We start from the raw sequence: 18844 nt of genomic DNA, 5'->3' as shown, positions 1-18844 counted from the left end.
GACGCGGTGCATCGCAGGGCGGAGGAGCGTCCTCGTACGGGGCGTATCCGGGCGCTCCGACAACGCGGCGAAGTGCCGCAGCTGTCGTCGTACGCCCATCAGGAACGGCAGGAACAGCCCTGAGGAGCCGCCCGGTCCCGGCTGGGCCGTCAGAGTTCCTTGGCGGGCCAGTCCAGCAGCCGGGCGCCGATCACCGCGGTCTGCAGTGTGTAGCGGTGCATCGGGTCGGACGGGTCGGAGCCGGTCAGCTGATGGATGCGCTCCAGCCGGTAGGTGAGCGCCCGCACGCTCAACGCCAGGCGGCGGGCCGTCTCGGCGGCAACACAGCCCGCGTCGAAGTAGGCGGCGAGCGTCTTCAGCAAGGGCTCCGCGCCGCCTCGCGCCTTCTGGAGCGGGCCGAGCTGACTGCGCACCAGATCGGCCATCGCCTGCCGGTCCCGGGTCAGCACCGGATAGACCAGCAGGTTGGCGGCGTACAGCACCGAATCCTCCAGGTCCATCCGGTCCGCCAGATCGAGCGCGTCGAGCGCCTCGTCGTACGACTGGACGACACCGCCCGGGCCCCGGTGGGGGCGGCCGACCGCGACCATGCCGCCGTCCGTCGCCGCATGCACCTGCTGGGCGAAATAGCGCAGGACGTCCGGCTGGGCGCTCGGGGCGACGCAGACCAGGCGCCCGTCCTTGGTCGTGAGGAGGATCTTCCGGCCGTCGAAGCGGCCGAGCAGCGCCGCCTCCACCATGCGGGGCACCGCGTCCGTCTCGGTGTACGCCTCCGGGCCCGTCGCCACCGCGACCGCGTGGGCGCGCGACAGCCGCAGTCCGAAGCGGGTGGCCCGCTCGGCGAGCCGGCCCAGGTCGCTGCGCCCGTACAGCAGGTCGTCGATGAACTCGCGGCGTGCCGCCTCCTCCCGCCGCACGGTGAGCCGCTGGGCGCGCTCGAACCCCTCGGCGAACGCGTCGACGGCCTGCTCGACCGCGGCCAGCACGCAGTCCGTGGATCCGGGGTGCGCGGCTGCGGCGTGCGGCCAGGCGATGCGGGTCGCCGCCAGATGGAGACCGACCAGGGCGCGCAGCTGGAATCCCGCCTCGGCCGCCTCCCGGCCCAGGGTGCGGCGGGCGTCCAGCTCGTCGCGGGTCAGCCGGCGGCCGGTCGCCGCGACCTCCGCCAGGATGTGGACATACTCCCCCAGATACTCATCGGGAATCTCCGGCTCCGCCACGCCCATGCCTCCAGTTTTGACGCGTCACTGACATCCACTCACCACATATGAACAGGTGTCGGTGCCCGGCATCAAGGACGTACAAAGATTGCCGGATTCCGGCAGTGCGATACGACGACGTCGGCTGTCATGATCTGACCCAGCACCAACCGGGGAAACGCGGGGGAATACGGGGGATACGGGGACGGGGGACGACCCGGTAGCCGCGGCGCCGCATGCAGGCGGCGCCGCGGCACCGGAGTCACCGCCGGACGTCCCGTCCACCGCACGCCCACCGACAGGCAGGGGGAGTGGACCGATGCAGGAATTCCTGAGAGCCGCATCCTCCTTCCCCGCCGTCCTCTTCGGCGCCGCTCTGATCGTCGTCATCTGCTTCTGGCTGCTGGTCCTGGCGGGCGCGGCCGACCATCACTCCTTCGACGGCGACCTCGACACCGGCCTGGCCGGGATCGGCGGTGTGCCGGTCTCCGTCTCGGTGTCCGTGATGGTCGTCGTCGCCTGGTTCACCAGCCTGACCGGTTCCGTCCTGCTGCTCCGCAGCGCGGTCACCGGCACCGCCCGGGCCGCGCTCGCCTGTGCCGTGCTCGCCGGGGCGCTGCTGATCTCCTGGGCCGTGGTCCGGGTCCTCGTCAGCCGTTACCGGCGCCACTTCCCGGCCGAACTCCCGCCGTCCCGGCAGGACTTCCTCGGCCGGGTCTGCACCGTCCGTACCGGCTCCGTCAGCTCCGACTTCGGCCAGGCCGAGGTCGTGGCGACCGACGGTTCGACCGCGATGGTGCAGGTCAGGCTGTTGCGGCAGACCGACGAGGCGGCGTTCACGGCGGGCAGTGCGGGACTCCTGTACGCGTACGACGAAGAGGGCGAGTTCTTCTGGGTCTCGCCGTACGACGTGACGCTCGACCCGGGACCGCCGAAGCCCCCACGGCCGCTGTCACGCACCCGACGCCGTACCCGCTGAGCCGCCCGCACCGCCGGGCACCGCACTTCTCACCTTCCTCACCAGCCGTCAAGGACTGTCATGGATGCCATCTCCCTGGGCTTCGGTGTGCTCGTCGCCGTGGTCCTGCTCATCGCGATCGCCCTGCTTCTCGTCATCGGCCGGCTCTTCCGCAAGGTCGAACAGGGCAAGGCCCTGATCATCTCCAAGACCAAGAAGGTCGACGTGACCTTCACCGGAGCCGTCGTCCTGCCGGTGCTGCACAAGGCCGAGTACATGGACATCTCGGTGAAGAAGATCGAGCTGCGCCGCACCGGTCGCGAGGGCCTGATCTGCCAGGACAACATCCGCGCCGACATCCACATCAACTTCTTCGTACGGGTGAACAAGACCGTCGAGGACGTCATCAAGGTCGCCCAGTCCATCGGCACCGAGCGGGCCAGCGACAAGGACGCCATCCAGGAGTTCTTCGCCGCGAAGTTCGCCGAGGCGCTCAAGACCGTCGGCAAGCAGCTGGACTTCGTCGATCTCTACACCAAGCGCGAGGAGTTCCGGGACCGCATCATCCGGGTCATCGGCACCGACCTGAACGGCTACCACCTCGACGACGCGGCGATCGACCACCTGGAGCAGACGCCGATGGCGCAGCTCGACGGCGCCAACATCCTCGACGCACAAGGCATTCGTAAGATCACCGAGCTGACGGCGATCGAGCACGTGCGCACCAACGAGTACCAGCGCACCGAACAGAAGGAGATCACCCGGCAGAACGTCGACGCCCGCGAGACCATCCTGGAGCTGGAGCGCCGGCAGGCCGAGGCCGAGATCAAGCAGCGGCGCGAGGTCGAGACGCTGCGGGCCCGCGAGGAGGCGGCCACCGCCCGGGTCCAGGAGGAGGAACGGCTCGGCGCGCAGACCGCGTTCATCCGTACCGAGGAGCAGCTCGGCATCCAGCGCGAGAACCAGGCGCGGGAGATCGCCGTCGCGCAGAAGAACCGTGAGCGGGTCATCGCGGTGGAGAACGAGCGCATCGAGAAGGACCGGCTGATCGAGGTCATCGGACGCGAACGGCAGACCGAGCTGAACCGGATCGCCGCGACCAAGGAGGTCGAGGCCGAGCGCCGCGAGGTCGCCGATGCGATCCGGGAGCGGATCGCGGTGGACCGTACGGTCGCCGAGCAGGAGGAGTCCATCAAGACGCTGCGGGCGGTCGAGGAGTCGGAGCGCACGCGCAGGTCGGTGATCATCGCGGCCGAGGCGGAGGCCCAGGAGAAGCTTGTCAAGGACATCAAGGCGGCGGAGGCGGCCGAGGCGGCGGCCACGCACCGGGCGGCGGAGCAGTTGACCCTCGCCGAGGCCCGGCTGAAGAGCGCGGACCTCGACGCCCGGGCCAAGCTGCGGCTCGCCGAAGGCGTCCAGGCGGAGTCCGCGGCGCCCGGACTTGCCGAGGTGCAGGTACAGGAGGCGGCGGCCGATGTCATCGAGAAGACCGGTCTCGCCGAGGCCGGGGCCACGTCCGCCCGGCTCAAGGCCGAGGCCGAGGGTGCACGGCTGAAGGCTCTCGCCACAGCCGAGGGCACGCAGGCGCAGGCCACGGCGGACGCGGCGATGATCGGCGAGAAGCTGAAGGCGGAGGCGGCCGGGCTCACGGAGAAGGCGGCCGCGATGGCGGCGCTGGACGACGCGTCGCGCGGGCACGAGGAGTACCGGCTGCGGCTCGCCGCCGAGAAGGAGATCCGGCTGGCCGGACTCGATGTGCAGCGGCAGGTCGCCGAGTCGCAGGCGACGGTTCTGGCCACCGGTCTGGAGAACGCGGACATCGACATCGTCGGCGGGGATTCGGTCTTCTTCGACCGGCTCGTCTCGTCCATCTCGCTCGGCAAGAGCGTGGACGGTTTCGTGGAGAACTCGGACACCGCGAAGGCGCTCGCAGGCCCTTGGCTGAACGGGTCGTCGTCGTTCACGGACGACCTGACGCGGGTGCTCGGGTCGGTCTCGACGGGCGATGTGCAGAACCTGACGGTGTCGGCGCTGCTGATGCGGATGCTGGCGGCGCCGGGAGTGGGTGCGGATGCCGGACAGGTCCGCCTGCTCCTGGACTCGGCACGGAAGCTCGGTCTGGCGGACCTGCCGGTCGGGGCACTGGCGGACGCCCCTGACGTACCCGCGTCGCGCAATGGGACGCCCGTGGCGTAGGGGCGTCAGCCGACCCCGGCGCCGAAGTGGCCGCTGTGTCCTCGGAGGCCGGACGGGCTCGGGTGGACTGCCCCGTCAAGCCCGTCCGGCGTTCGAGGACACAGCGCGGCCGGCGGCCGCATCACCCGACACACATCTCGCAGGGAGCCGTACGCATGGACACCGACCCCACCTCCACCGTGGACGCCGGCACCTACGACGTACTGCGGCGCCGCCTCACCGCACAGGCCACCGAGCTCACCCACCGCGCCGAAGCACTCAACACCCGCCGCACCGAGGAGTTCGGGTCGACGCAGCTCCGTCTCCTGGCCACCGAACAGATCCGTACGGAGCGCCCTTCCGTGCCCCGCGATCTCGTCGCCGTGGGCGGGCAGTTGCTGTTCGGCTTCGAGCGAGGACCGGGTGCACGCGGCGACGCCGAGGTCGGGGACGTACTCACCCTCTGCGGACCCGATCTGTCACCGGGCCGGGACGCTCTCCTCGCCGACGAGGCCTTCGTACGCGAGTTCACCACCCTGCACCGCTACTACCGCGACGCCCGCCTGCTCCGTCTCCGCCGCGTCGACGGGCGGCTCCTCGCCGTGTTCCGTACCGGCGAGACCGCCGACGGCATCCGCGTCCTGCGCTGGGCGCTCGCCCCGGACGGTTCCCCCGGCGCATTCCTCGACGCGCGCGGCGACCGCGACCACGTCTTCCCGCCGTCGCACGACTTCACCTGGACCGCGGCGGGCCGCGAGTCGCACATCCCTGGCCGCCACCCGCACATCGCGATCGGCAGCAGCGGCGCGCTCTTCGTCGACACGCTCGGCGGCACTCTGACCGTCAAGACGGCCGACGACACCGACACACCGCACGGGATCTACGAGGAGCCGGTCACCGAACCCCTCCAGTCCCTCGCCGACGCCGACGTCGAATACGCCGAGGCCGGCCCCCTGATCCTGCTGCGGATCCGCCCGTACAACGAGGACGCCTGGCGCCACCTGGTCTTCAACACGCTGCTCTCCACCGTGCAGCGCCTCGACGCCATCGGGCCCGCCTGCCACCGGCTGCCGGAGGACCAGGGGATCATCTTCCCCGGCGGCACGTACCTCACCACCGGCGCCACCAAGACCTTCGATCTCGCCGAGCCGCTCGCCGACCCGGTCTTCGAGGGGGCCGTCCGCTCCCCCAACGGCGAGGACGTCCTCTACCTCTTCCGCTCCCGGGACGGCGGCCGCGGCCTGCTCCTCCCCTACAACCTGATCCGTCAGGAGGTCGCCACCCCGCTGCTCTGCCGCGGCCACGCGCTGCTCGACGACGGCACCCTCGTCCTCCTCAAGGACACCGCGTCGGCCGAGCCGGCCCGTGTGCACACGGTGCAGCGCTGGCAGACCCCCTACGTCTCCGACACCCATGCCGCCTCCCGCCCGGCCGGGACGGGTCCACTCGCCCGGGTCGGCAACGCCGATCTGGTACGCGGCATCTCCGACTGTCTCGCGCTGGCGAACAGCGCGACGCGGACCACACCGACCACGGCCGTGTACGCCCGGCTGGTCGCCGACTGCACCCGCACCACCGACCGCTACCACTGGCTCACCGACCCCGAACTCGGCTCGCTCAGTGCCCCGTTGACCGCCCTGCACGACACCGCGCAGCAGGTCCTCGCCGAGTTCGAGACGGTGCAGGAGCTGACCCGGCAGGCCGCCGAGGCACTCACCGGCGCGGTGGACCACCTCACCGCGCTCGTCCGCCGCATCCGCGGCGAAGCCCCGCGCTCGGCCGCCGCCTGGGTCTCCCAGCTCACCGAACTGCGCCGCGCGCACGGCCGCTTGGCGACGCTCGGCGAGATGCGGTACGCGGACACCGACCGGATCGCCGAGCTGACGGAAGCCACCGCCGCCGATCTCACCTCCGCCGCCCACCGTGCGGTCGCGTTCCTGAGCCGGGACGACGCGTTCACGGACTACCACCACGACATCGAGCAGCTCACCGCCGACGCGTCCGCGCTCGCCACCGTCGCGGACGCGACCGCGCTCGGCGACCGGCTGACCGGGATGACGGACGGGCTCGCGACGGTCACCGATGTCGTCGCCGGGCTCGACATCGGGGACGCGACCGTCCGCACATCGATCCTGGAACGGATCGCCGACGTCCTCGGTGGTGTGAACCGGGCCCGGGCCACGCTCGACGCGCGCCGCCGCGAACTCCTCGATCACGAGGGGCGGGCGGAGTTCGCCGCCGAGTTCGCCCTGCTCGGGCAGGCGGTCACGGGTGCGCTGGCCGCCGCGGACTCCCCCGACGCGTGCGACGAACAACTGGCCCGGCTCCTGCTTCAGCTGGAGAACCTGGAGTCCCGGTTCGCCGAGTACGACGACTTCCTCGCCGGGCTGGCCGAGCGGCGGACCGAGGTGTACGAGGCGTTCTCGGCCCGTAAGCAGACGCTGCAGGACGACCGCGCCCGCCGCGCCGAACGGCTGGCGGACTCGGCGGCCCGGGTCCTGGAGACCGTGTCCCGGCGCCTGTCCGCGCTCCCGGACCTGGATGCCGTCCACACGTACTTCGCCTCCGATCCGATGGTCGCCAAGATCCGGCGCACGGCGGACGAGCTGCGCGGGCTCGGCGACCCGGTGCGGGCCGAGGAGCTCGACGGACGGCTGAAGGCGGCCCGCCAGGAGGCGGGGCGGGCCCTGCGCGACCGCAGCGAGCTGTACGCGGACGGCGGGGCGACGATCCGGCTCGGCCGGCACCGGTTCGCCGTGAACACCCAGCCGTTCGACCTGACGCTCGTGCCCTCCGGGGACCGGCTCGCGTTCGCCGTCACCGGAACCGACTACCGGTCTCCTGTCACCGACCCGGCGTTCGAAGCGACCCGCCCCTACTGGGACCAGCTGCTGCCCTCGGAGTCCCCGTCCGTCTACCGCGCCGAGCACCTCGCAGCCCGCCTCCTGGACGAGCACGGCGCGGATGCGCTGGCCGCCCGGGAACCGGCCGAACTCGCATTGCTCGTACGGGAGTCGGCTGCGGACGCGTACGACGAGGGATATCAGCGCGGCGTCCACGACGAGGACGCCGCCGCCATCCTGACCACGCTGCTGAGACTGCAGGCCGGTGCCGGCCTGCTGCGTGTCCCGCCTTCCGTACGGGCGGCGGCGCAGCTCTTCTGGACCTACGACACGGACGACGCCCTCCGCGCCTCCTGGACGCGCCGGGCCGCCTCCCTGGCCCGGGCCCGCGAGACGTTCGGCCTGGCGCCCGCGATCACCGCGCTCCAGGAGGAGTGGGCAACCCGGATCGGGACCGATGACGCGCACGCCGCCGCCGCGTACCTCTTCGAGGAGCTGACCTCGGGTCCCGCCGGCTTCGTCACGAGCGCGACCGCCCGCACCTTCCTGGAAAAGTTCCGCCGCACGACCGGAACTTCGGCGTACGACGAGGATCTGGAGGCCCTCCGCGACGACCTCCCCGCGCGCCGCCAGCTCGTCGAGGGCTGGCTGACCTCGTACGCCTCCGCGAGCGGAACGGACATCCCGAGCGGGGATCTCGCCGAGGCGGTCGCCGTCGAACTCTGCCCGGAGCCGGAGTTCACCCGCTACGACTGCGAGGCACCGCTCTCGGCGACCGTGGACGGCCTGCTGGGCACCCATCCGCGCATCGACCGTGGCCGCCTGACCGTTCGTCTCGATGAACTCCTCGCTCGCACACAGCAGTTCCGCGCGAGCACCGTCCCCGGCTTCCGGGCCTACCAGCGAACCCGCACCGCCCTCGTCACCGCCGAACGCGCCCGGCTGCGGCTCGACGACCACCGGCCGCGCGTGATGTCCGCGTTCGTCCGCAATCAGCTGCTCGACGAGGTGTACCTGCCGCTGATCGGCGACAGCCTCGCCAAGCAGCTCGGCACCGCCGACGCCGACCGGCGCACCGACTCGCAGGGCCTCCTGCTGCTCGTCTCCCCGCCCGGCTACGGCAAGACGACACTCATGGAGTACGTCGCCGACCGGCTCGGCCTGGTCCTCGTCAAGATCAGCGGCCCGTCGCTCGGCCGCGACGTGACCTCCCTCGACCCCGCACAGGCACCCAGCGCGACCGCCCGCCGGGAGATCGAGAAGATCAACTTCGCACTGGAGGCGGGCAACAACACACTCCTCTACCTGGACGACATCCAGCACACGTCACCCGAACTGCTCCAGAAGTTCATCCCCCTCTGTGACGCCACCCGCCGCGTCGAGGGCGTCCGGGACGGCGAGCCGCGCAGCTACGACCTGCGGGGCAAGCGGTTCGCGGTGTGCATGGCGGGCAACCCGTACACCGAGTCCGGCGAACAGTTCCGGATCCCGGACATGCTCGCGAACCGGGCCGACGTATGGAATCTGGGCGAGGTGCTGAGCGGCCGAGACGACGTCTTCGCGCTGAGCTTCATCGAGAACGCGTTGACCGCCAACCCGGTGCTGGCCCCCCTCGCCGGCCGCTCCCGCGAGGACCTCGCGCTGCTCGTCCGCCTGGCCTCCGGCACGGCCCCTTCCCCAAGCTCTCAACTCCGTTCGAGCGAAGGAGACCCCCTTGCACGTGCGGACCGCCTCGACCACCCGTACACCCCCGCCGAACTGGACAGGATCACCGCGGTTCTGCGCCACATCGTGACCGCCCGCGACACCGTTCTCGCCGTGAACGCCGCGTACATCGCCTCGGCCGCGCAGACCGACGCGACGCGCACCGAGCCGCCCTTCCGGCTGCAGGGCTCGTACCGCAACATGAACAAGATCGCCGAACGGATCGTGCCCGTGATGAACGACGCCGAACTGGCCGCCGTCATCGACGACCACTACACGGGCGAGGCCCAGACCCTCACCACGGGCGCCGAGTCCAACCTGCTGAAACTGGCGGCTCTGCGCGGCACCCTCACCGCCGAACAGGCGGACCGGTGGGCGGCGATCACCGCCTCCTACGTACGCACCCAGGCACCCGGCGGCCCGGACGACACCCCTTCCCCGAACTCCCGGCCCCGTCCGAGCAGCGCAGACACCGTCTCGCGGGCGGTCGCGGCACTGGACCTGCTCTCCGAATGGATCGCGGCGGTCGAGGCGGCGATCGTCCGGGCATCGGAGCCACGTCCTCTGCTTGCGGGCCCGGAGCACTCCCCCCGGCACGCGGCTCCACGCACCCCCGCGCCACACGAAGATCACTGATCGGCCGGAATGAGTCGAACACCCGGAGGTGTGCACGGCATGCTGGGATTCGTGTCCACACTTCCCCAGCAGCCCCAACGCTCCCCCTTCAGCGGCCACATGGTCATCTGCGGCGACGACGCGCTCGCCCGGCGGCTGGCGGTGGAGCTGCGTTATGTCTACGGAGAGCGGGTCACCCTGCTTCTCCCGCCCGGGCGCGATCCACGCCGGCCCGATCTGCCGCTGACCCAGCGCGGCCGGGCGGCGACGCTGTTCGGCCGGATGTCGGCGGCGATGAACCGCAACCTGGGCAACGGCGGCAACGGCGGCAACGGGACGACCGGCAGCTCCGACAACGACACGAACGCCGGCGTCGAGGCGGTCCGCATCCTGGAGGCCGCGGAGCCGTCCGACGAAATCTTCGAGGAAGCGGGCGTGGACACCGCCGCGGCACTCGCGCTCGTCTACGACGACGACGAGCGCAACATCCGCGCCGCGCTGACCGCCCGTCGCCTCAACCCCCGCGTCCGGCTGGTCATCCGGCTCTACAACCGCAAGCTCGGGCAGTACCTGGAGACCCTTCTCGACCAGGCCGCCGCGGTCGCCGTCCCCGGACTCGACCCGACGGCGCTGGACGCGTCCACCACCGTCCTCTCCGACGCCGACACCGCCGCCCCGGCACTCGCCGCGACCGCACTCACCGGTTCCAGCAAGGTCGTCCAGGCGGACGGCCTGCTCCTGCGGGCCGTCGAGCGCACCCCGCCCCGGCCGGGCGAGGTCGCCGACCCCGGACTCTGCACGCTCGCCCTGCTCTCCTCCACCACCCACGACCCGGCGGGCGCCGAAGGATCCGACAGCAGCGGCGCCGAAGGGCCCCAACTCCTGCCCGATCACGAGCAGGTGGCCGCGGCGACCGGGCGCGGCACCGTGGTCCTGGAAGCCATCCGCGAGGCCGCACCGGACGGTCCGAAGCTGCGCATGGGGGGCCGCAGCGCCCCGCTGAGCCAGATCTTCTCGCGCCGTCTGCGCTGGTCGGCGCTGGGGGTCGGCTCGGCGGTCCTGGCCCTCGCCGTCGCCTCCACCCTCACCACGGGCGACCACCCCCTGCACGCCGCGTACCTGACCCTGCTCGACCTCTTCGCGATGGGTGATCCGGCGATCGGCAAACCCACCGCGCGGCAGATCATCCAACTGTTGTCCGGAATCGCCGGCCTGATGCTGCTGCCGCTGCTGGTGGCGGGCGTCCTCGAAGCGTTCGGCTCCCTGCGTACGGCGTCGTCCCTGCGCCGTCCGCCGCGCGGCCTCTCCGGTCATGTGGTGCTGCTGGGGCTCGGCAAGATCGGCACGAGGGTGCTGGTCCGGCTCCGCGAACTCGACATCCCCGTGGTGTGCGTGGAGGACGACCCGGACGCGCGCGGTATCCCGGTGGCCCGGCGGTTGCACGTACCCGTCGTCCTCGGGGATGTCACCCAGGAGGGCGTCCTGGAGGCCGCGAAGATCCAGCGGTCCCGCGCCCTTCTCGCCCTGACCAGCATCGACACCACCAACCTGGAGGCGGCGCTCTACGCCCGCTCGGTCAAGCCCGATCTGCGGGTGGCACTGCGCCTCTTCGACGACGAGTTCGCCACCGCCGTCTACCGCACCCTGCGCACCGCCCACCCGCAGGCCCTGACCCGCTCCCGGTCCGTCTCCCATCTGGCCGCCCCGTCCTTCGCCGTCGCGATGATGGGACGGCAGATCCTGGGCGCGATCCCGGTCGAGCGGAAGGTGATGCTGTTCGCCGCGATCGAGGTGGCGGGCCACCCGCAGCTGGAGGGCCGGACGGTCGAGCAGGCGTTCCGGGCGGGGGCATGGAGGGTGTTGGCCCTGGACGCGACCCCGCGCGAGGACCGCCACTCCGGCCTGACAACCGTCGCACCCTCCCCGGACCGCCCGTCGGGCCTGATCTGGAACCTCCACCCGGGGTACGTACTGCGCGCCGAGGACCGTGTGGTGATCGCGGCCACCCGACGCGGACTTGCGGAACTGCTCCGCCGACGCAGGGCGGTGACGTTGCGTTAGTCCGACCGGCACACGGGGGCGGCGTCGGCCTCGAGGGCGTCCACGCCCTGACCGAGGGTGCCGTTGCGCGCGGGCGAGGGCGTCGGGCGAACGTGCCAGACGCGGGCCGGGGGGACATTGGCCCAGACGGTGCGCCCTGACGCCCTGCCGCGCTGCCGGTACCCGGCGAGCACGGACTCGACGGATCGGTGACGGGCCGCTTCGCCCGCCGAGGCGACGAACCTGCGGGCCGGCGCGGTAGCCACGTACGCGAAGTACGTCAACGACCCGCCAGGACGAAGCAGTTCGAAGTATCTGTCCATCAGTGCAGCCACTGTGCCCGGGACGAAATTGGTGAAGGGCAGGCCGGAGACGATGACGTCGTAGGACTGCCGTGTGTTCAGGTGCTCGATCCGCGTTTCGTGGATGCTGACCCGGACACCGCCCTCGCTCCGTACCGGCACGAACGCCTTGCCGGGCTGGTCGTCCCGCACCTTCGTATGCGTCGTGCGGCAGTCCCGCATCTGCGCGTGCGGCGCGGGTTCGCCCCGGCCCGGCCGGTATTCACGGACGACGCTCCGCAGGACGTCGGCGAAGCGCGGGTTCGCCTCGACCACGTCCAGAGTGCTTCCCGGGGCGAGCAGCGGCAGCAGACAGCGGGTGACAGGGCCGGTTCCTGCGCCCACCTCCAGTACATCCAGGGGTTGTCCGGCCCGCTCGATGACCGGTGCGGCGAGGGCGCCGGCGAGTCGGCGGCTGCTGGGTGCGACCGCGCCGGTGATGCGGAAGCCTCGCGCGGCCTCGGTGACGAAGAGCCGGGTGTCGGCGAAACGGGGCCATGAAGTCATACCAGTGACGCTAGGTAGCGGGCGCTCTTCGGGAATCGGCCGTTGCGTCCGGGTGTACCGGTACAGACGTCATCACCGAGGCGCACGCGCCCCCGACGAAAGTAGGGGGTGGACGCGACCCAAGACCGATGGGCCCCGGCCCCTTCGGCTGACTACGATCGGTCGGTGGAACACAAATACCCCCACCGGGGTCCGGTGTGGACGGAGTGGTTGCTGGCCGGCGGGGTGCTGCTCCTCGTCGCGCAGGGGCTGGCCAAAGCCCGCTTCGAGGTGCAACTGCTTTCCGCAGGACCGATTGTGGCTGTCGCCGCCGCACTGTTGCTGCCGCTTCGCTGGCGCAGTCCGCTCGGTGTGGTCCTTCTCGCCGGGGCGGCGCTGGGTGCGCAGGGCGCGTACGAACCCATGACCGTGATGGTTTTCCACCTGGCCGCACAGGGCCGGGTGCGGGTGGCGGTGACAGCGGGTGTGATCGCCGGTGCGCTGCCCTGGGTGTGCGCGCCGCCGCTCAGCGGAGGCATGACGCCGGCGTACGGCGCCGCGCTGCTGTTCGCGCTGGCGCTGACGGCCGGGCTGTGGTGGCACAGCCGTCGGCGGCTCATCGATTCACTGAGCGAACAGGTCGAACTCCGGGCCGAGCAGGCCAGGTCGGCGGAGCGGGCCCGGATCGCGGCCGAGATGCACGATGTGCTGGCCCATCGGCTGAGCCTGTTGGCGCTGCACACCGGGGTACTCGCGCTGCGTGCGGAGTCGCTGCCGCCGCAGATCGGTGAGCGGATCGCACTGCTGCGCGCCACCTCTGCCCAGGCGCTGGCCGATCTGCGGGACGTGCTGGGCGCCTTGCGTGCGGAGGACGATGCGGTGTGGGAGGACGGGAGGGATCCCGTGCAGAGAAAGGTGCCGGCTCCTGCGTTACGGAACCTTTCCGAACTGCTCGACGAGGTAAGGACCATCGGTCAGGATGTCGAGGCCGAACTGACGGGGGAACCCGATGCCGCACCCGCGACTCACCTCCTCGCGGTGCACCGGCTCGTTCAGGAAGGTCTCACCAACGCCCGCAAACACGCACCGGGCACGGCGGTGCGACTACGGGTGCACTACGGCGCCCCGGCCACGGAGGTGGAGTTGGTCAACTCGCCCCTCGCAGCGGCAGCTTCACGGGCCGATGGAGGCATCGGCCGGGGCTTCGGCCTGATCGGGCTCGCCGAACGGGTGGCCGGGCTGCACGGCTCTCTCGCCCACGGTCCGGAGCCGGATGGGGGATGGCGGCTCGCGGCCCGTCTGCCCATGAGTGCTCCGGACGGTGAGCCGGCCCGAAGAGCCTTCGAGGAAAACAGGGCGCCCCGCACGGCCGGACCTGTCGGCGGGCGAGCGGGCAGAACCTTCGGCAAAGGCGTGGCCAAGACCATGTGCAGGGGTGTGGTGAAGATGATCGGGAGGCGGTCCGTGAACCGGATCGGGCAGACATGAGCGAGGCTCGGATCATCAGCACGATGGTGGTGGACGACGACGCGTTGGTCCGGCTGGCCCTGACCGACCTCCTGGCGACCGACGCCGGCATCGAGGTCGTCGCCCAGGCGTCGGACGGCCTCCAGGCCGTGGAGGAGGCTGCCGTCCGTCGGGTGGACGTCGCCCTGATGGATGTGCGGATGCCGAGGCTGGACGGGATCGCGGCCATCGCGCGACTGCGGAACCTGCCGCATGCCCCTCGCGTCATCACTCTGACCACCTTCGACCTGGACGAATATGTGTACGAGGCATTGGCAGCGGGTGCCGACGGGTTTCTGCTCAAGGACTCGGACCCTGCCGAGATCCTGCGGGCCGTACATGTCGTGGCCGCCGGTTCGGCGATGCTGCATCCGTCCGCCGCACGTCGGCTGATCGACCGCTACCATCGCGGCGCCCGGCCGGGGGCCTCGGCCGTGCGCAGACGGGTGGGCCGGCTGACGCCGCGCGAGCGCGACGTCCTGGCATTGCTCGCGGAGGGGGCAACCAACTCGGAGATCGCCGGGGGGCTGCGGATGAGCGAGAGCACGGTGAAAGCCCATGTCAGTCGCATCCTGACGGCACTGGAAGTCGGAAATCGCGTCCAGGCGGCACTGGCCGCCCGGGACGCAGGCCTGATGCCTGACGCCTGAATCGTGCTCGCCGCATTGCGTGGCGGCGGTGGCGGGCGGGAGCGGCATGGCCCAGGCCCCGCGGGTGGCGGGCCTCCCCTGGAGGGCCGCCACCCGCAGCCGCGCCGATGACGCCTGGAACATCGCGGCACTGATCCTGGACGTGTCGGCACGGAACGCCTGGCCGGAAGCCGACCCGGCCCGACCTGGCTGCCCCGACCCGGCCGGGATCCGCTACAGCACGCCCCCCATCACCCCCCGCACCTCCGCCAGCGTGGCCTCGGCGACGGCATTGGCTCGCTCGTTGCCGGTCCGCAGGACCGACCGTACGTACGCCATGTCCTGCGCGTACTCCGCCCGCCGCGCACGCACCGGCGCCAGCCGCTCGTTGACGGCCTCCGTCACGGTCCGCTTGAGCACGGCGCCACCGCCGTCTCCGATCTCCTCGGCGACCTCGTGCGGGTCGCGGTCGAGGCAGAGCGCGGCGAGGAGTACGAGCCCCGACACTTCGGGCCGGGTCTCCGGTTCGTACGTGATGTGCCGGTCGGTGTCCGTCTTCGCCCCGCGGATCAGCCGGGCGGTCTCGTCGGCGGTGGCGCCGAGCGCGATCGAGTTGCCCCGGCTCTTGCTCATCTTGCCGCCGTCGGTGCCGAGCAGGAGGGGCGCGGCGGAGAGCAGGGCGTCCGGCTCCGGAAAGACCGTCCCGTACCGCTCGTTGAAGCGGCGGGCGACGCTCCGGGTCACTTCGAGGTGCGGCAGCTGGTCCTGTCCGACGGGGACGAGGTTGCCCTTGCAGAACAGGATGTCGGCGGCCTGGTGCACGGGATATGTGAACATCAGCCCGCTGACGGCGGACTGCCGGGAGTGCGCGATCTCGTCCTTGACCGTGGGATTACGGTTCAGCTCGGCAACGGAGACGAGGCTGAGGAACGGCAGCATCAGCTGGTTCAGCGCGGGCACGGCGCTGTGGTTGAAGATCGTGGTGCGGGCCGGGTCGATACCGATGGCCAGGTAGTCCAGCAGCATCCCCTCCATGTGCTCGGTGAGCCGGTCGGCGACGTCCCGGTCGGTGAGCACCTGGTAGTCGGCGATGATCACGAAGACGTCCACGCCGAGGTCCTGGAGCCGGACACGGTTGTGCAGGGTCCCGAAGTAGTGCCCGAGGTGCAGCGCCCCGGTGGGCCGGTCCCCGGTCATCACCCGGAACCGCCCGGGATCCTGCTGGATCTGCTGCTCCAGCTCGGCACTGCGGCGCTGGGCGGGGGTGGTGACGGATGCGGTGACGGGTGCGGCGGCGGTGGTCATGGTCTCTCCTCGCGGTGCTGGTTGCGTGGAGGACGGCCCGCCAGGAGCGGCATCCGTACCCGTGCGAGGGCGCAGAAAAGGGCCGTCCATATCGAACGGCCCTGGTTCCGTGCAGATGAGGCGGCCGCTCCTAAGTGGAGCGCCACCAGTTTCGGCACGGTACGGAGGTCATGGGCCGAGTGTAACGCGGTCAGGCTCCGCCCACCCGGCTTCGGCGGTGCTGCAATCACGGCGAGAACCCTCGCGGCCGTCGGCGTTCCGCCCGGCGGGCGGCTCACTTGTGGGCGTGCTCGCCCACGTAGAACAGCAGGTAGACGAAGCCCGCGAAGAGGTGCGTGGCGAAGACGTAGACGAAGACGCGCAGCGCGACGCCACGCTCCTTCCAGCTCTCGCTCTCGCTCACGGGCCCTGCTTTCCTTCGTGCCGACGCGTTCCTGGCCTGTCTCGCCGTCCAGGGTACGCGCCGCCGGGGTCCCCGCTCCGGCGACGGAATAGGCAGAAGGGGTGCCCTGTTGTAGAGTGCGACCAAGTAGTTCAAGGTTCAACCATTACTTACGGAGGCGGGCGCCATGGAGTTCGGGATCTTCACCGTCGGAGACGTCACCACCGACCCCACGACCGGCAGGACGCCGACCGAGCACGAGCGGATCAAGGCGACCCTCGCAATCGCCCTGAAGGCCGAGGAAGTGGGCCTGGACGTCTTCGCGACCGGAGAGCACCACAACCCGCCGTTCGTCCCGTCCTCGCCGACGACCACGCTCGGCTACATCGCCGCCCGCACCGAGAACCTCATCCTGTCGACGTCCACGACGCTGATCACCACCAACGACCCGGTGAAGATCGCCGAGGACTACGCGACGCTGCAGCACCTCGCGGACGGCCGGGTCGACCTGATGATGGGGCGCGGCAACACCGGGCCGGTCTACCCGTGGTTCGGCAAGGACATCCGCCAGGGCATCCCGCTCGCCATCGAGAACTACGCCCTGCTGCACAAGCTGTGGCGGGAGGACGTCGTCGACTGGGAGGGCAAGTTCCGCACACCCCTGCAGTCCTTCACCGCGACCCCGCGCCCGCTGGACGGCGTCCCGCCGTTCGTCTGGCACGGTTCCATCCGCTCCCCGGAGATCGCGGAGCAGGCCGCGTACTACGGCGACGGGTTCTTCCACAACAACATCTTCTGGCCCATCGAGCACACCAAGAAGATGGTGAACCTCTACCGGCAGCGGTACGCGCACTACGGGCACGGCACCGCCGAGCAGGCCATCGTCGGCCTCGGCGGCCAGGTGTTCATGCGGAAGAACTCGCAGGACGCGGTACGGGAGTTCCGCCCGTACTTCGACAACGCGCCGGTCTACGGGCACGGGCCCTCCCTGGAGGACTTCTCGCAGCAGACGCCGCTGACCGTCGGCTCCCCGCAGGAGGTCATCGAACGGACCCTGTCGTTCCGTGACGCCGTCGGCGACTACCAGCGCCAGCTGTTCCTGATGGACCACGCGGGACTCCCGCTGAAGACGGTCCTGGAGCAGCTCGACATTCTCGGCGAGGAGGTCGTCCCGGTGCTGCGCAAGGAGTTCGCCAACATGCGGCCGGCCGGAGTGCCGGAATCCGCCCCCGTCCACCCGGCCGTCGCCGCCCGCACGAAGGAGATCTGACCCACCATGCAGAACGAGGCTCTGAAGATCGTCGCCGTGTCCGCAGGGCTGAGCCAGCCGTCGTCGACCCGACTGCTGGCCGACCGGCTGGCGGCCGCCGCCAGGGAGCGGCTGGCCGCCGAGCAGGACCGGCCGGTGGAGGTCCAGGTGATCGAGCTGCGCGATCTGGCCGTCGACATCGCGAACCACCTGGTGACGGGGTTCCCGCCGCGGGCGCTGAGCGAGGCGATCGGTGCGGTGACGGCGGCGGACGGCCTGATAGCCGTGTCGCCGGTCTTCACCGCCTCGTACAGCGGACTGTTCAAGTCGTTCTTCGACCTGATCGACAACACGGCGCTGACCGGCAAGCCCGTCCTCATCGCGGCGACCGGCGGCACCGGCCGGCACTCGCTCGTCCTGGAGCACGCGATGCGGCCCCTCTTCGGCTACCTGCGAGCGACGGTCGTACCGACGTCCGTGTACGCCGCGTCGGAGGACTGGGGCTCGTCAGGTGACGAGTACACCGAGGGGCTGCCGTCCCGGATCCGGCGCGCGGGCGGCGAACTCGCGGGGATGATCGCGGGCGGCCGGGCGGTCTCCGGAGCATCCAGGGCACGGGGGCTCGACGACGAGGTGGTGCCGTTCGAGCAGCAACTCGCCGACCTGCGGCTGGACTGACCTGCCGCTGCCGGGCGGGGCGGACCCACCCGGAGGGCTTCTGTCCGGTTTGACTACAGTGACCCGTAACGATGCATCGTGAGGTGTATCACACAGATGTGAGCTGAACCGACCTGGAGGCAGAGATGGGCAGGATCGTGGTGGGCGTGGACGGCTCCGAGTCGTCGATCAAGGCGCTGCACTGGGCCGTACGCCAGGCCGAGCTGACCGGTGACTCGGTGGAGGCCGTCAACAGCTGGGAGTACCCCGCGACGAGCTGGGCGTCCATGATGCCGGGTATGCCGGAGGACTTCGATCCGCAGGCCCTGGCGACCGTCTCGCTCACCGAGGCGCTGGAGGAGGCCCTCGGCGCCGAGGGCGCGGCCGCGGTCAGCAAGATCGTGGTGATCGGCAACCCGGCGCAGGCCCTGCTGGACCGCGCGAAGGGCGCGAACCTGCTGGTCGTCGGAGCGCGCGGATACAGCGGCTTCAAGGCGACCCTGCTCGGCTCGGTCAGCCTCCACGTCACCCAGCACGCGCCGTGCCCGGTGACCGTCGTCCGCGACTGACCGGGTGAACTCGGCGAACGAAAAGGAGGGGCGGTCCCGTTCGGGGCCGCCCCTCCTTAGTTTTGTCCGCGGCGTCCTTCGTGCGCGCCTCACGTTCCGCCGCCGGCCTCCTCGTACCGGACGGTCCCGCCCGGCCCCGCCGATGCCGGGGCCTCCCCCGCGGAGAAGCTCAAGGATGAAGGGGGA

The 18844-nt window shown here is 71.1% G+C and carries 13 protein-coding genes; 9 read left to right on the top strand and 4 right to left on the bottom strand.

Going from position 1 to position 18844, the window contains the following annotated elements; translation table 11 throughout:
* Positions 1-149 precede the first annotated feature (149 nt).
* Entirely contained in the window at positions 150-1220 is a 1071-nt protein-coding gene (locus tag ACNPQM_RS07725; protein WP_418083492.1) for a PucR family transcriptional regulator, read from the bottom strand.
* Between the two features lie 298 nt (positions 1221-1518).
* Here ACNPQM_RS07725 and ACNPQM_RS07720 point away from each other — a divergent pair, with 298 nt between their 5' ends.
* From ACNPQM_RS07720 to ACNPQM_RS07705, 4 genes are all read left to right on the top strand, one after another.
* Complete coding sequence (locus ACNPQM_RS07720) at positions 1519-2178, top strand: hypothetical protein (protein WP_358856933.1); 660 nt, start codon at positions 1519-1521, stop codon at positions 2176-2178.
* Between the two features lie 60 nt (positions 2179-2238).
* Positions 2239-4353 (top strand): flotillin family protein, encoded by a 2115-nt coding sequence (locus tag ACNPQM_RS07715; protein WP_418083409.1) that lies wholly within the window; start codon positions 2239-2241, stop codon positions 4351-4353.
* Positions 4354-4508: 155 nt separating this feature from the next.
* A complete protein-coding gene (locus tag ACNPQM_RS07710; RefSeq protein WP_418083408.1) occupies positions 4509-9515 on the top strand; it encodes a DNA repair ATPase in 5007 nt (1668 codons plus the stop codon).
* 39 nt (positions 9516-9554) lie between these two features.
* Complete coding sequence (locus ACNPQM_RS07705) at positions 9555-11555, top strand: NAD-binding protein (RefSeq protein WP_418083407.1); 2001 nt, start codon at positions 9555-9557, stop codon at positions 11553-11555.
* Here ACNPQM_RS07705 and ACNPQM_RS07700 read toward each other — a convergent pair.
* The gene (locus tag ACNPQM_RS07700) at positions 11552-12382 is read right to left on the bottom strand and encodes a class I SAM-dependent methyltransferase (protein WP_418083406.1); all 831 of its coding nucleotides are present in this window, start codon (positions 12380-12382) and stop codon (positions 11552-11554) included. The genes ACNPQM_RS07705 and ACNPQM_RS07700 overlap by 4 nt on opposite strands.
* A 165-nt stretch (positions 12383-12547) precedes the next feature.
* On the opposite strand from ACNPQM_RS07700, the gene ACNPQM_RS07695 reads away from it, so the two are divergent.
* Complete coding sequence (locus ACNPQM_RS07695) at positions 12548-13849, top strand: sensor histidine kinase (RefSeq protein ID WP_418083405.1); 1302 nt, start codon at positions 12548-12550, stop codon at positions 13847-13849.
* A gap of 11 nt (positions 13850-13860) precedes the next feature.
* Positions 13861-14517: a response regulator transcription factor gene (locus tag ACNPQM_RS07690; protein WP_358857126.1), complete on the top strand. Its 657-nt coding sequence runs from the start codon at positions 13861-13863 to the stop codon at positions 14515-14517.
* A gap of 213 nt (positions 14518-14730) precedes the next feature.
* Here the strand turns inward: ACNPQM_RS07690 and trpS are convergent, their stop codons facing one another.
* On the bottom strand, positions 14731-15801 hold the full coding sequence (trpS, locus tag ACNPQM_RS07685; protein WP_358856927.1) for a tryptophan--tRNA ligase: 1071 nt from the start codon (positions 15799-15801) through the stop codon (positions 14731-14733).
* A gap of 274 nt (positions 15802-16075) precedes the next feature.
* The gene (locus ACNPQM_RS07680) at positions 16076-16204 is read right to left on the bottom strand and encodes a DUF6126 family protein (RefSeq protein ID WP_234432866.1); all 129 of its coding nucleotides are present in this window, start codon (positions 16202-16204) and stop codon (positions 16076-16078) included.
* 166 nt (positions 16205-16370) lie between these two features.
* On the opposite strand from ACNPQM_RS07680, the gene ACNPQM_RS07675 reads away from it, so the two are divergent.
* The 3 genes from ACNPQM_RS07675 to ACNPQM_RS07665 all read left to right on the top strand — a co-directional run bounded on the left by ACNPQM_RS07675 (position 16371) and on the right by ACNPQM_RS07665 (position 18658).
* Complete coding sequence (locus tag ACNPQM_RS07675; RefSeq protein WP_345517276.1) at positions 16371-17453, top strand: LLM class flavin-dependent oxidoreductase; 1083 nt, start codon at positions 16371-16373, stop codon at positions 17451-17453.
* Positions 17454-17459: 6 nt separating this feature from the next.
* Positions 17460-18110, top strand: coding sequence for an FMN reductase (locus ACNPQM_RS07670; RefSeq protein ID WP_418083404.1), 651 nt, complete (start codon positions 17460-17462; stop codon positions 18108-18110).
* A 125-nt stretch (positions 18111-18235) separates the two neighbouring features.
* On the top strand, positions 18236-18658 hold the full coding sequence (locus ACNPQM_RS07665; RefSeq protein WP_358860868.1) for a universal stress protein: 423 nt from the start codon (positions 18236-18238) through the stop codon (positions 18656-18658).
* Positions 18659-18844: the final 186 nt, after the last annotated feature.

Source organism: Streptomyces sp. NPDC056231 (assembly GCF_048270745.1).
Taxonomy (GTDB): domain Bacteria; phylum Actinomycetota; class Actinomycetes; order Streptomycetales; family Streptomycetaceae; genus Streptomyces.
The sequence above is the reverse complement of the archived record's forward strand: the minus strand, read 5'-3'. Positions and strand labels throughout refer to the sequence as shown.